The organism is Ruegeria sp. AB11 (assembly GCF_056536325.1).
On the sequence record NZ_JBQFJO010000001.1, the window covers coordinates 1,126,613 to 1,140,239 of the forward strand.

Here is a 13,627-nt window from a genome sequence, read left to right on the forward strand (position 1 = left end):
GAAACGGAGGATGCCCCATGGTTCGGGCCCTGGCATTGTCGGCTGCCCTGATCGCAGCATCCCCTCTTTTGGCCAAAGAGGGGCATGAGGCGGTTACCACTTTCACGCTTGATAACGGCATGGACGTCGTAGTGGTCGAAGACCACCGCGCGCCGGTGGTGCAGCATATGGTCTGGTATCGGGCAGGCTCGGCAGACGAACCGATCGGGTCCTCTGGTGTCGCGCACTTTCTGGAACATCTCTTGTTCAAGGCCACCGATACAATGGAAGCGGGCGAGTTGTCGGCTACCGTCGCGGCCAACGGGGGAAATGACAACGCATTTACCTCTTATGACTACACTGCTTATTTCCAGCGCGTTGCCGCCGACCGGTTGGAACTGATGATGCGGATGGAGGCGGACCGGATGCGCAACATCCGCCTGACCGAAAACGACATCGTGACCGAGCGCGACGTCATCCTTGAGGAACGCAACCAGAGGACCGAGAACAATCCACGCGCGCTGTTTGGTGAACAAATGAACGCAGCGCAGTATCTGAACCACCGCTATGGCGTTCCCATTATCGGCTGGAAGCACGAGATGGAAGAGCTCGACATGGACGATGCCCTGTCCTTCTATCAGACCCACTATGCGCCCAATAACGCCATTCTGGTCGTGACTGGTGATGTTGACCCGGACGAGGTCAAATTGCTGGCAGATCAGTATTATGGTGTGATACCCGCCAATCCGGACCTGCCCGAAAGGATCCGTTCGCAGGAGCCCCCGCAAACGGCTGAGCGCCGCCTGACCTACAAAGACGCCCGAGTCTCGCAGCCTTATGTGCAACGCAGTTATCTGGCACCCGAACGCGATGCAGGCGCACAAGAGAAAGCCGCGGCGCTGTTTCTTCTGGCCGAGTTGCTGGGCGGTAGCACCACATCCTATCTGAATGAAAAGCTGCAGTTTGAGCAGCAACTGGTCGTCTATACCGGTGCGTTCTACCGGGGCGTTTCACTGGATGACACAACCTTTGATCTGATTGTTGTTCCGGCTGAAGGTGTCTCGTTACAGGAGGCCGAAGATGCGATGGATCAGGTCGTTTCAGACTTTATTGCCGAAGGCGTGAACGAAGAGGATCTGGATCGCATCAAGATGCAGCTTCGCGCCGCTCAAACCTATGCGCGCGACAATGTGGACGGAATCGGAAACCGCTATGGACGCGCGCTGACCAGCGGGTTGACGGTCGAGGATGTACAGGCTTGGCCGAATATCCTGCAGGCGGTGACAAGCGATGACATCATCGCGGCGGCACGAGAAGTGATACAGCCCGAAACATCTGTAACCGGTTGGCTGATGCGTGACGATGAGGTGACACAATGAAACGGATTTTCGCGACCCTGATCGCTGTTGTTATCGCGTTGCCCGCATGGGCTGAAATCAAAATCCAGGAGGTAACCTCGCCAGGAGGAATCACCGCATGGCTGGTCGAAGATCACTCAATACCCTTTACCGCGCTTGAGATGCGATTTCGCGGCGGCACCTCCTTGGATGATCCCGACAAACGCGGCGCGGTTTACCTGATGAGCGGGTTGATCGAGGAAGGCGCGGGCGACATGGATGTCCGGACCTATGCGCGCGAGCTTGAGGCATTGGCGGCCTCATTCAGCTACCGCGCGACGGATGATACAGTCTCGATTTCAACCCGCTTCCTGACCGAGAACCGCGATGATGTGGTCAATCTGTTGCGGACTACAATTCACGAACCCCGCTTTGACCAAGATGCCATTGAACGGGTGCGGGGGCAGGTGCTCTCGGGTCTGAAATCGGACCAAACTGATCCGAACGATATTGCCGGACGCAGTTTTGCAGCAATGGCTTACGGAGATCACCCCTACGCGACGGACGGAAAAGGGACGATCGAAAGTGTTTCGGGGCTGACCCGTGACGATATCATTGCGGCCTACCAGAACGTCTTTGCCAAGGATCGGCTATATGTTGGGGCCGTCGGTGACATCACCGCAGAAGAACTGGGCACATTGTTGGATACGCTGCTGGTGGATTTGCCAGCAACAGGGAAAGCCATCCCGGATAAGGCCGATGTCAAGATCGATGGCGGCATAAGTGTTGTGGAATTCAACACGCCTCAATCGGTTGCTCTTTTTGGCCAAAAAGGCATTGACCGCGACGATCCTGATTTCTTTGCAGCCTTTATCCTGAATCACATATTAGGCGGTGGTGGATTTGAAAGCCGCCTGATGCACGAAGTGCGGGAAAAGCGTGGTCTAACCTACGGTGTCTCGACCTTTCTGGTGCCCAAGGATCTGGCCTCGGTTTACCTTGGTTCGGTCTCATCCGCAAATGACCGGATTGCGGACGCGGTTAACGTGATCCGCGACGAGTGGGCGCGCGCTGCGTCCGAGGGATTTACCCAAGAGGAACTGGATGATGCCAAGACCTATCTTACGGGTGCATATCCGCTAAGGTTCGACGGGAATGGTCAGATCGCGGGGATCATGGTGGGGATGCAGATGGAAGACTTACCCATCGACTATATCGCAACCCGCAATGACAAGGTGAACGCGGTGACACTGGAGGATATAAACCGGGTAGCGGCCGAGTTTTTGGACCCCGAAGGCCTGCATTTCACCGTGGTTGGGAAACCGATCGGTCTGGACGGATAGCGGCCAGACGACCTTGCTGCGCGTCATGACGGTGTGATTGTGTTGAGACAGTCGTACAGGGTGCGCAATCTATGAATCTGCCAAGGGTACTAGAAATCCCTTGGCGTGCAATTTTGTGACTTAAGAGTTCATTAAAGAGTCGTGGTCATAATTTGGCCAGAAACATCAAGGATGCTTTCATTGTCGAGGCGATTGAGCGGTTAGATCAAACCGGTGTCTCGTTCGACAATAGGTAGGACAGAAAGACGCCATGATAGTTGCGGCATTAGGAATTGGGATACTTGCGGGGCTGCTGACATTTGCGGCCTCTCTGGCTCTCGGCCAATCCCTGCTCAGCGCATTTATTCTCTATGTTGTGGCCGGTTTGCTGACTACGCTTTTGGTTGCAGCTGGACTGTATGTCAAACGCTCCTAGCCTTATTTGAAACGGTAATCCCGCGAGTCTTAAAATGTTGGCGATGCCAATGTCCTGACAGGTGCTCAGTTCTGTTTTGCCTGTGCACGCAGCATTTGCCCCATCATTTGCCCGAACTTGCCAGACCCGCGTTGATAAAGTGCCCCGTCGACCGCCAGAACCGTGCCACTGATGTAGCTCGCCATATCTGAGCTGAGGAACAGGCAGGCGTTTGCCACGTCCTGCGGCTGGCCCCAACGGCCCAACGGTACGTCTTTGCGTAACGCTTCCCCAGCATCCGGGGTGGGGGCAAGGCGTTTGGCTCCCTCGGTGCCTTCGATGAAACCGGGCACGACTGAGTTCACTCGAATACCTTCCACACCCCATTCCATCGAAAGGGTCCGGGTGATTTGATCCACGCCCGCCTTTGCCGCGCAGACATGGGCCTGACCTTCATAAGGTAAGTATGCCTGTGGGGCTGAGATGTTGATGATGCTGGCGCCGGGGCGTTTGAGGAACGGGTAGGCCCCCTTCATCACATGGATCGTGCCCATCAGGTCGATATCGATCACAGTTTTGAACGCATTGACTGACATCTCAGCCGCCAGCGCTGGGAAGTTGCCTGCTGCACCCGAGACCAAAACGTCAAAATTGCCTAATGTATCATGGAACTGTTTCAGTCCAGCCGCTACGGCCTCAGGGTTCCTCACGTCAAACGCTGCACCGATGGCATCCTGTGCGCCAGCGGCTTTCAGAGCCGCGACCGTATCATCAACCTTTTCCTGCGAACGACTGGCTACAGCCAGTTTGGAGCCCGAGGCCGCAAAGGCCTCGGCAATGCCGCGATTGATGCCGCTGGTTCCGCCGATAACGATGACGGTTTTTCCTGAAAAATCCATGTAGACCTCCCTTGGCAGGGAACCCTACTCGCCGTAGGGCACCCAGATGTTTTTCACTTCGGTCGCAGCCTGAAGGAAGCGGCGGGAATGGTCCATGCTCCAGTCAAATGCCGTCGCGTTATTGACCCAAGTTCGCTTCAGGTTTCCGGCCGAGACGGCTTCGATCTCTTTCGAAAGGTCGGTGGACGAGAACGACCAGACCGCATCCACGTTCAGATGTGAGGCCAGCGGTTTCGCCAATTCCACATGACTGCCGGTCAGGATGTTCACCACGCCAGCGGGGACGTCCGAAGTTTCGAGGATCTGGTAAAAGTCTGTTGCCGCCAGTGGATAGGGCTCGGAAGCCACCAGAACTGTCCGGTTGCCCATGGCAATCGCTGGCGCCATCGCAGAAACCAGACCCAGAAGCGGTGCCTCGTCGGCACACAGAGCACCGATCACGCCAACGGACTCTTTCATCGCAATAGCGACTCCCCGGATCGGAACGCCATGCACCTGACCGTCATACTTGTCGGCCCAGGCAGCGGCGGCAAACAGACGCTGGATTGAGGCTTCAACCTCTTTCGCGCCGTCCTTTTTGCCGGTCATTGCGTCGATACGCGCGGCGAATTCATCGGCACGGGCCGAGAGGTTTTCGCCGATGTAGTACAAGATCTGCGCGCGCAGGTGGCCGGTTGTCTTGGACCAACCCTTCGCACCAGCTGCGGCCTCAACCGCGTTCCGGATGTCCTTGCGATTACCAAGCCCCACATGGCCCAGCAGACCGGATTTACCCCAGACGGGCTTTGAATAGCCACCGTCGGGCCGCGCCTGTTTACCACCGATATACAATTTGGCGGTGCGGTCGATTGGATCGACCGGAGCACCTTCGCCCATGGTCGGCTCGATCTTCGCCAGCGGTTTACCCTTGCCCTTGGGCTTTGTGTATGCCGCCAAACCTTCCCAGCCGCCTTCGCGACCAAAGCCGCTTTCGCGCACGCCGCCAAACCCGGCGGCGGCGTCAAACAGGTTGGTCGCGTTCACCCAGACCACGCCAGCAACCAGCTTGGGCGCGATGTCCAGCGCGAGGTTTACGTTTTCGGTCCAGACCGTTGCGGCCAACCCGTAACGGGTGTTGTTTGCCAGCTCGACTGCCTCTTCCGGAGTGCGGAAGGTGGACGACACCAGAACCGGTCCAAAAATTTCCTCCTGCATCAGCGGGTCAGAGGTCTCCAGCCCCGAGATTAGCGTTGGCGGGTAGTAGCAGCCGTTCGCGGGCAAGTCGCAAGCGGCCTGATGAACGCGACCAGCGGTGTTACTTTCAACCATGCCCTTGATGGTCTGCAGCTGAACAGGGTCAACTACAGCGCCCACGTCGATGCACTTATCCAGCGGGTCACCGATGCGCAGGGTGTCCATCCGGGCACGCAGCTTAGCGTGGAAACGATCGGCGATGCCCTCTTGAACCAGAAGGCGCGAGCCTGCGCAGCAGACTTGACCCTGATTGAACCAGATGGCGTCGACGAGCCCCTCGATGGCTGAATCGATATCCGCGTCATCAAAGACGACGTAGGCGGACTTACCGCCCAATTCCAACGTCAGCTCTTTGCCTGACCCTGCGGTCGCCTCGCGGATACGTCGGCCCACAACGGTTGAGCCGGTGAACGCGATCTTGTCCACATCCGCATTCACGATCATCTCGCCCACTGCACCATCTCCGGTCACGATGTTGACGACACCTTTCGGCAGCCCGGCCTGTGAGCAGATATCGGCGAACAGCAGCGCGGTCAGCGAGGTGTATTCGGCCGGTTTCAGAACCACCGTGTTGCCCATTGCCAGCGCAGGCGCGATTTTCCACGCCAGCATCAGCAGCGGGAAGTTCCACGGAATGATCTGGCCGCAAACCCCCAGCGCCTGAGCGTCGGGCAGTTCGCTTTCCATCAACTGCGCCATGCCCGCATGGTAATAGAAATGCCGCTGCGCCAGCGGGATGTCGATATCGCGCGATTCACGGATCGGCTTACCGTTGTCGAGGCTTTCCAGCACAGCAAACAGGCGCGAATGCTTCTGCAGCAGGCGTGCAATCGCGTAGAGATAACGTGCGCGCCCCGCACCGCCCAACTTCTCCCACTTGGGTTGCGCTTTACGTGCGGCAGAAACCGCGGCGTCCACGTCACCCTGTTTCGCTTGCGTCAGCTTGGCCAGAACCTCTCCGGTCGCCGGGTTGCGGCTGTCAAACCCTTTGCCGGGTTTGGTGAATGCGCCGTCGATATAGTGGCCGAACTTGTCGCCCTGATCGACCAGCCAGGCCAGTGCCTCGGCTGCGCTTTCGGGGGCAGGGCCGTAGTCCATGGTCTCGAAAATCTCTTTGACTGTCATTGTTCTTGTCCTTTTCCCGGGGCTTCGCCCGTTCAGCGCTGAAATCGCTCCACCGGAGCGATTTCCGGGCGCGCCTCACCCCATAGAATGACGGTAACCGGCGGAATATGCGCCTGTCACATAGTGTTCCAACTGCCGCTCAATGTCGCCCAGCAGTGATGAGGCACCAAAGCGGAACAGGTCTGGTTCCAGCCAGCGGTCGCCCAACTCGTCCTTGATCAGCGACAGGTAAACCAATGCGTCTTTGGCTTTTGAGATCCCACCCGCAGGCTTATAGCCAACGCGATATCCCGTGCGGTCATAGTAATCCCGGATCGCGCGGATCATCACAAGCGACACAGGCAAGGTGGCGTTGACGCTTTCCTTGCCAGTCGAGGTCTTGATGAAATCGGCACCCGCCATCATGCAGACCAGCGAGGCGCGGGCGACATTGCGCAGGCTGCCCAGTTCGCCGGTGGCAAGGATGGCTTTGACATGGGCATCACCACAAGCGACGCGGAACGCTTTCATCTCATCATACAGGGCCTGCCAATCGCCGGACAGCACATGACGGCGCGAGATCACGATATCGATCTCTTCGGCGCCCGCTTTCACACTTTCTTCGATCTCGGCCACGCGCAGATGGAATGGAGATAGACCAGCCGGGAAGCCAGTGGATACCGCCGCAACCGGAATACCAGTGCCTTCCAGTGCGTCCACAGCCGTTTCGATCATGTCATGGTAGACGCAGACTGCTCCGGTTGTGATTGGCGGCATGTCCAGCGCCTGCAGAACCGACGACGCAACGGGTTGACGAGCCTTGGCACAAAGGCGGCGAACCCGCCCTACTGTGTCATCACCCGATAGGGTGGTCAGGTCGATCATTGTGATCGCCTTCAGCAGCCATGCGGCCTGGTATTCCTTCTTTACCGACCGCCGACCGGGCAGCGTCGCGGCGCGGCGTTCGATGGCCGAAGTGTTGGCCTGTACGGCCCGCACCCAATCCAGATCCAAGTCCATTCCCGGGTTCCGGGGCTCGGTCACTTGCGGCAGATGCGGGGTGCGCACGGGGCTTTCTGAGCTCTGCGTTTCCATTTTTCCGTCCTTTTGGAGGTTTGCGCCAAATTCGCATGGGCTGCGAAGAAAAGAAAGGTGTGCCGACCCCTGCAAAGGGTAAAATTTTGACCAAATGGACAAAAAAGATGTTTTCTTGCGAGTAATTCGCATTTGCATTGACTTAGTTGCGAATGGTTCGCATATTCAGAGGTAACAAGGCACCTAAATGGAGTCGCAAATGATTCGCCGTACCTTTCTTGCAACATTGGCTTTCGTTGCTGCATTACCAGCCGCCGCATTTGCCGAGGCGCCGTTGAAGGTTGTCGCAACGACCGGCATGATCGCTGATACGGCCCGTCAAATCGGCGGTGATCAGGTTGAAGTTAAAGGTTTGATGGGCCCAGGCGTTGACCCACATGCTTATCGTCAGACACGCACAGATATCGTTGCGATGACCCGCGCAGATCTGGTGCTATGGCACGGCCTATATCTCGAAGCGCAGATGGAAGATTTCTTTGATGATCTGGGGCGTAAGCAAACCGTTGTGGCTGTTGCGGAGGGTGTCGACAAAGGCAAATTGCGCGCTCATGACGACTACGCCGACAAATATGACCCGCATGTCTGGATGAGCCCGGTGCTATGGCGTGATGTTGTGCTTGAGGTGCAAGATGCTCTGACTCTAGCTCGCCCTGAGGCTGCAGAATTCTTTGCCGCAAATACTCAAGCGTTTCTGGCCGAGATCGACGCGTTGAGCGCTTATGGCGAACAGATGCTTACTGCAGTTCCTGAAGACAACCGTATGTTGGTAACTGCCCATGACGCCTTTGGCTATTTCGGTGCTGAATATGGCTATGAAGTGCTGGGTGTTCAGGGCATCTCGACCCAATCAGAGGCCGGTTTGAACCGCATCGGTGAGTTGGTCGACACACTCGTGAACCGTCAGTTGAAAGCGGTCTTCGTGGAAAGCTCGGTCTCTGACCGGTCCATGCGTGCTCTGATCGAGGGTGCCGCGGCTGAAGGCCACGAGGTCGGTGTCGGTGGAGAGCTTTACTCGGACGCGATGGGAGAGCCCGGAACATATGAGGGCACTTATATCGGAATGCTTGATCACAACATCACCGTGATTGCCGGGGCGCTGGGCGCGGATGTGCCGCAGCGTGGCATGAACGGCAAACTGTCGGCGGGGTTCTGAGCCATGCTGGAACTCGCAACAGTTCAGGGTGTTTCAATTGAAGGGCAGGATATTGATCGCTGCCCGCTCGCCATTCGCGGTCTGACTGTCTCGTACGGTCAGAAGCCCGCAGTGTTTTCGGTGGATATGACGGTGCAACCCAGCGCGATGACGGCGATCATCGGACCGAATGGGGCTGGCAAGTCCACTTTGCTCAAGGCCGCGTTGGGGATCGTATCGCCTCTTTCCGGTCAGGTGACGGTGTTTGGCCAGCCGCTCGAAGATCAACGTGCGCGTATCGCCTATGTCCCGCAGCGCGCCAGTGTGGATTGGGATTTTCCGACACGCGTGATTGACGTGGTTCTGATGGGATTGTCGCGTCAGTTGGGTCTACTGGGTCGTGTTCGCGCACGTCATATGGCCCGCGCCATGGACTGTTTGAACCGTGTCGGAATGCGAGAATTTGCGGACCGTCAGATTGGTCAGCTTTCCGGTGGTCAGCAACAGAGGGTCTTTCTTGCGCGTGCATTGGCACAGGATGCTGATCTGTACCTGCTGGACGAGCCCTTTGCGGGCGTGGACGCCGCGACCGAAAAGGCCATTATTGCTGTACTGAAATCGCTGAAAGAAGCTGGCAAGACCGTTGTCGTGGTACATCACGACTTGGCAACGGTTGTGGACTATTTTGACCATGTGTTCCTGATCAACACCCGCAAGGTGGCCGAAGGTTCGGTTGAGCAGGCCTTTACTGCGGAAACGTTGCAAGCCGCTTATGGCGGACGCCTCGCAACGGCACAGATTGATCAGATTTCGCGCGCGCTGGGATAATCATGCTTTGGGATGCTCTGACCCTGCAGCTTGGCTATAACGCCACGCTGGTCGCAATCGGTGCGACATTGCTGGGCATTTCAGCGGGAGTGACCGGCACGTTTCTGTTCCTGCGTAAGCGTGCCCTCGTAAGTGATGCCATTAGCCATGCGACCCTGCCGGGGGTTTGCCTTGCCTTCATGGCATTGGTGGCGTTTGGAGGGGATGGGCGCAATCTAATTGGTCTGTTGGTCGGTTCGGCCATATCGGCTTGGGTCGGTCTGCTTTGCATGAACTGGCTAACGCGTCATACGCGGCTTGCAGAGGATGCTGCGATCGGTGCGGTTCTTTCGGTCTTCTTTGGGTTTGGTGTTGTCCTGCTGACGGTGATTCAGACCATGGGTGTTGGACGTCAAGCCGGGTTGGAGGGGTTCTTGCTTGGGTCCACCGCCGGAATGCTCTGGGCAGACGCGCTCGTGATTGCAATCGGTGGTGCGGCGACTCTGTTGCTGGTGATGATTATCCGCCGTCCGATGACGATGGTGGCCTTTGATCCTGAATACGCCGCCGCGCGTGGATTGCCTGTGCACCGGATTGATCTGGCGATGATGGGGCTTGTTATGGCGGTCACTGTGGTCGGGTTGAAGATCGTTGGCCTGATCCTGATTGTCGCGCTGCTCATCATTCCTCCGGTGACCGCGCGGTTTTGGACAGAACGATCCGATCGTGTTGTGCTGCTGGCAGGGATATCCGGGGGGCTTGCTGGCTTTTTGGGGGCAGGAATTTCGGCCTCGGCACCGAACCTGCCAACCGGTCCGATCATTGTCCTGGTCAGTTTTGGATCTTTCGCGCTGTCACTTTTGTTCGCACCGGTTCGAGGCGTTTTGGCGGCGGTACTGCGGCACCTTAGATTCCAGCGACGCGTGCATATCCGGCAGGGTCTTCTGGCGCTGGCGCAAGGTCAGAAGATCTATGAGCCACTGACCATTCGCCTGCTGCGTCGTGCGGGTATCGTGCGCGCCGATGGTGTCGCGACAGATGAAGGGAAAGCGCGCGCCGCCAAAGCGCTGCGGGACGAAAAGCGGTGGGAATTCGTACGTGCCGATCAGGCGCATGAGGCCACCGCGGCGCTGTACGATGGTTTGCGTGATATCGAGACTGTTCTAACGCGCGATCAGATCGCCGAAATAGACCGTCGCATCGGTGGCCCGCAGGAGGTCATGCCATGAGTGGTGAAGAATTTGTCCCTCTGTCGCTGACCCCTCTGTTGATTGGAACATTTGCAGCCATCGCTTGCGCGCTTCCCGGAAACTTTCTGGTTCTTCGTAAACAGGCCCTTATTGGCGATGCGATCAGCCATGTGGTGCTGCCCGGCATTGTCGTGGCGTTTCTGCTGACAGGTGCGATCTCTACTTGGCCCATGATGCTCGGCGCGGCCGGGGCCGCTGTCGTTGCCGTTGTGATGATCGAGGCGATCCGACGATTAGGTCAGATCGAACCCGGCGCCGCAATGGGAGTGGTGTTCACAACCATGTTTGCGGGCGGGGTATTACTGTTGGAACAGACTGATACCTCGACGGTTCATCTAGACGTGGAACATGCGCTTTATGGCAATCTGGAAAGCTTGATCTGGTTGGATGCCACAGGATGGTCGTCTCTGCTGGACGTACAGGCATTGGCTGGTCTGCCCCCCGAATTGCCCCGAATTGCACTGACGATGGTGGGTGTCATCTTGTTTACCTGGTTGTTCTGGCGGCCGCTCAAGATCTCGACATTCGACGAAGGATTTGCTCGTACCATTGGCATCCGAACCGGAGCGTTGGGTATGGCGCTGGTCATCACAGCGGCGATCGCTGCCGTAGCTGCATTTGATGCCGTGGGATCAATCATCGTGATCGCCATGTTCATCTGTCCACCCGCTGCGGCTCGGATGATGACGAACCGGCTGGAAACCCAGATTGTCTGGAGCGTTCTGTTCGCGACCATTTCGGCCATCTCGGGGTATGTTCTGGCTGGGTACGGCCCATTGTGGCTGGGGGGTGCAGATGCTGTTAGTGCTGCGGGAATGATCGCGACGATATCTGGCTTGATACTGGCGCTGACCGCCGTCCTTGGCCCCTGTCGAACCCGCAGCGGAGCCCCCAGCCAGGCTTAACTTGGCGTATTCACGCCAATGGTTTTCGCAAGGTTTCGGCTGAACTTCGCCAAATAGAAACAATTTCCAAATATTAACGGGATTTATTCCATGTGCGATGGTACGCAAGCTTGGATCAAATACCACAAGACCACCACTCACTCTGGTATATCCGGCCAGTATTGACCTAAGTCGCTACCCCCTTTACGACAGGGTCAAGCTGGCCGGATACATCATTTGCTCGCCCGCTGAACCATCCAAACCTGTGGTCGAATCGCGCATATCTATGCTAGGTCTAGTGGTATGGTGTATGCAGACCCCAATATCAGCAACGATCGCCCGGTAATTCGGCAGCTTGATGATGCAGCAATCAATCGGATTGCTGCTGGTGAAGTCGTGGAACGGCCGGCCTCTGCAGTTAAAGAATTGGTCGAAAATGCCATAGATGCTGGGGCCAAACGCATTGCCGTCGAAGTCGCGGATGGCGGCAAGACCCTGATTCGTGTCACCGATGATGGCTGCGGCATCGCTGCTGAAGATTTACCGCTGGCGCTGTCGCGTCATGCGACATCAAAGATCGACGGGTCCGATCTGCTAAATATCCACACATTTGGGTTTCGCGGGGAAGCGCTGCCCTCGCTGGGAGCGGTTGGTCGTTTGACCATCACCAGTCGCGTACCGGGCTCTGAAGCCGCTACAATCCACGTGGCGGGTGGCAAAGTGGAGGCTGTGAAGCCTGCCGCATTGCGCACGGGGACAGTGGTCGAGCTGCGAGACCTATTCTACGCCACCCCGGCACGGCTGAAGTTCATGCGCACGGACCGGGCTGAGGCGCAGGCAATTTCCGACATCGTGAAACGTCTTGCAATGGCCGAGCCTGCAATAGCGTTCACACTACGTGATGTTTCGGGTGGTGGAGAAGGTCGCGTGACCTTCCGCGCCGACCGCGAGAATGGCGATCTGTTTGATGCGTTGCACGCCCGATTGGCGCGCATACTAGGACGTGAATTCGCTGAGAACGCGTTGCAGATCGATGCCACCCGCGAAGGGCTCAGGCTGTATGGCTATGCCGCGCTTCCGACCTATTCGCGCGGGGCTGCAGTCGCGCAGTATCTATTCGTCAACGGACGACCCGTGCGGGACAAGATGCTAACCGGTGCTCTGCGCGCGGCCTATTTCGATTTTCTCAGTCGCGATCGACATCCGGCCGCAGCGCTGTTTATCGACTGTGATCCAACGCTGGTGGACGTGAATGTGCATCCGGCTAAATCCGAGGTTAGGTTCCGCGATCCGGGCCTAGCACGTGGGTTGATCGTATCCAGCCTGCGCCACGCGCTGGCCGAGGCCGGACATCGTGCGTCTTCGACTGTCGCAAATGCAACCTTGGGTGCGATGCGGCCCGAGCCCGCTGCGCCAGCGCGGGTGTATCAGATAGATCGTCCGTCACCGATGGCGCGTCAGGCGGCCTATCGTGCGCAATCTCCTGGCTTTGCGGAGCTGTCACAGAATTATAGCGGGCGCATCGTGGAGCCGGTGCCAGAAACTGCTCCGGTGGAAGAACCGCAGGACCTGCCATTGGGGGCCGCGCGAGGTCAGGTGCACGAGAATTACATCATTGCCCAGACAGCAGATGGCATGGTGATCGTGGATCAGCACGCCGCGCATGAACGGTTGGTTTACGAAAAGCTCAAAGGCCAGATGGCTGAAAACGGCGTTGCCGCCCAAGCCTTGCTGATCCCTGAAATTGTCGATCTGACAGATGGGGACTGCGCGCGGTTGATGGCAGTCGCTGATGATCTTGCGCGCTTTGGGCTGACCATCGAACCCTTTGGCGGTGGAGCGGTCGCTGTGCGCGAAACTCCGGCCATTCTGGGTGAAGTCGATGCCCGAGCCATGATCCTCGACATCCTTGACGAGCTTGCCGATCAGGGCGAAAGCCAAACCGTGCAGGCACGGATTGAGGCGATCCTCAGCCGGGTGGCCTGTCATGGTTCAGTCCGATCAGGCCGTCGGATGCGGGCAGAAGAAATGAACGCCCTGCTGCGCGAGATGGAGGCGACGCCCCATTCCGGCCAATGCAACCATGGGCGGCCGACCTATGTGGAACTGAAGCTCAGCGATATCGAACGCCTGTTCGGTCGCAGTTGATCCATCGGCCCTGTCGGGCTAT

General features: G+C 57.6%; 11 protein-coding genes. 8 read left to right on the forward strand and 3 right to left on the reverse strand.

What is annotated here, in order from left to right; genetic code table 11:
• Positions 1-17 precede the first annotated feature (17 nt).
• The 3 genes from ACR3EJ_RS05755 (at position 18) to ACR3EJ_RS05765 (ending at position 3,074) form a co-directional block, all read left to right on the forward strand.
• Positions 18-1,358 carry a M16 family metallopeptidase gene (locus ACR3EJ_RS05755; RefSeq protein ID WP_170541759.1) on the forward strand — a complete coding sequence of 447 codons (1,341 nt, stop codon included), beginning with the start codon at positions 18-20 and terminating at the stop codon, positions 1,356-1,358.
• Positions 1,355-2,659, forward strand: coding sequence for a M16 family metallopeptidase (locus ACR3EJ_RS05760; RefSeq protein ID WP_170541756.1), 1,305 nt, complete (start codon positions 1,355-1,357; stop codon positions 2,657-2,659). Before ACR3EJ_RS05755 ends, ACR3EJ_RS05760 begins: the two co-directional genes overlap by 4 nt.
• Positions 2,660-2,909: 250 nt before the next feature.
• Positions 2,910-3,074, forward strand: coding sequence for a hypothetical protein (locus ACR3EJ_RS05765; protein WP_010438648.1), 165 nt, complete (start codon positions 2,910-2,912; stop codon positions 3,072-3,074).
• 65 nt (positions 3,075-3,139) lie between these two features.
• On the opposite strand, the gene ACR3EJ_RS05770 is transcribed toward ACR3EJ_RS05765, so the two are convergent.
• From ACR3EJ_RS05770 to deoC, 3 genes are all read right to left on the reverse strand, one after another.
• Positions 3,140-3,952, reverse strand: a complete 813-nt coding sequence (locus ACR3EJ_RS05770; RefSeq protein ID WP_170541753.1) for an SDR family oxidoreductase — start codon at positions 3,950-3,952, stop codon at positions 3,140-3,142.
• 24 nt (positions 3,953-3,976) lie between these two features.
• Positions 3,977-6,310 carry an aldehyde dehydrogenase family protein gene (locus ACR3EJ_RS05775; RefSeq protein WP_170541750.1) on the reverse strand — a complete coding sequence of 778 codons (2,334 nt, stop codon included), beginning with the start codon at positions 6,308-6,310 and terminating at the stop codon, positions 3,977-3,979.
• Positions 6,311-6,385: 75 nt separating this feature from the next.
• Positions 6,386-7,384, reverse strand: coding sequence for a deoxyribose-phosphate aldolase (gene deoC / locus ACR3EJ_RS05780; RefSeq protein ID WP_170541747.1), 999 nt, complete (start codon positions 7,382-7,384; stop codon positions 6,386-6,388).
• A 199-nt stretch (positions 7,385-7,583) separates the two neighbouring features.
• Here deoC and ACR3EJ_RS05785 point away from each other — a divergent pair, with 199 nt between their 5' ends.
• The 5 genes from ACR3EJ_RS05785 to mutL all read left to right on the forward strand — a co-directional run bounded on the left by ACR3EJ_RS05785 (position 7,584) and on the right by mutL (position 13,605).
• Positions 7,584-8,537 carry a metal ABC transporter solute-binding protein, Zn/Mn family gene (locus tag ACR3EJ_RS05785; RefSeq protein ID WP_170541744.1) on the forward strand — a complete coding sequence of 318 codons (954 nt, stop codon included), beginning with the start codon at positions 7,584-7,586 and terminating at the stop codon, positions 8,535-8,537.
• A 3-nt stretch (positions 8,538-8,540) separates the two neighbouring features.
• Positions 8,541-9,344, forward strand: a complete 804-nt coding sequence (locus ACR3EJ_RS05790) for a metal ABC transporter ATP-binding protein (protein ID WP_170541741.1) — start codon at positions 8,541-8,543, stop codon at positions 9,342-9,344.
• Between the two features lie 2 nt (positions 9,345-9,346).
• Positions 9,347-10,552 (forward strand): metal ABC transporter permease, encoded by a 1,206-nt coding sequence (locus tag ACR3EJ_RS05795; protein WP_170471832.1) that lies wholly within the window; start codon positions 9,347-9,349, stop codon positions 10,550-10,552.
• Positions 10,549-11,478 (forward strand): metal ABC transporter permease, encoded by a 930-nt coding sequence (locus ACR3EJ_RS05800; RefSeq protein WP_170471834.1) that lies wholly within the window; start codon positions 10,549-10,551, stop codon positions 11,476-11,478. The genes ACR3EJ_RS05795 and ACR3EJ_RS05800 overlap by 4 nt, the downstream gene beginning before the upstream one ends.
• Positions 11,479-11,760: 282 nt before the next feature.
• Complete coding sequence (gene mutL / locus ACR3EJ_RS05805; RefSeq protein ID WP_170541738.1) at positions 11,761-13,605, forward strand: DNA mismatch repair endonuclease MutL; 1,845 nt, start codon at positions 11,761-11,763, stop codon at positions 13,603-13,605.
• Positions 13,606-13,627 lie beyond the last annotated feature (22 nt).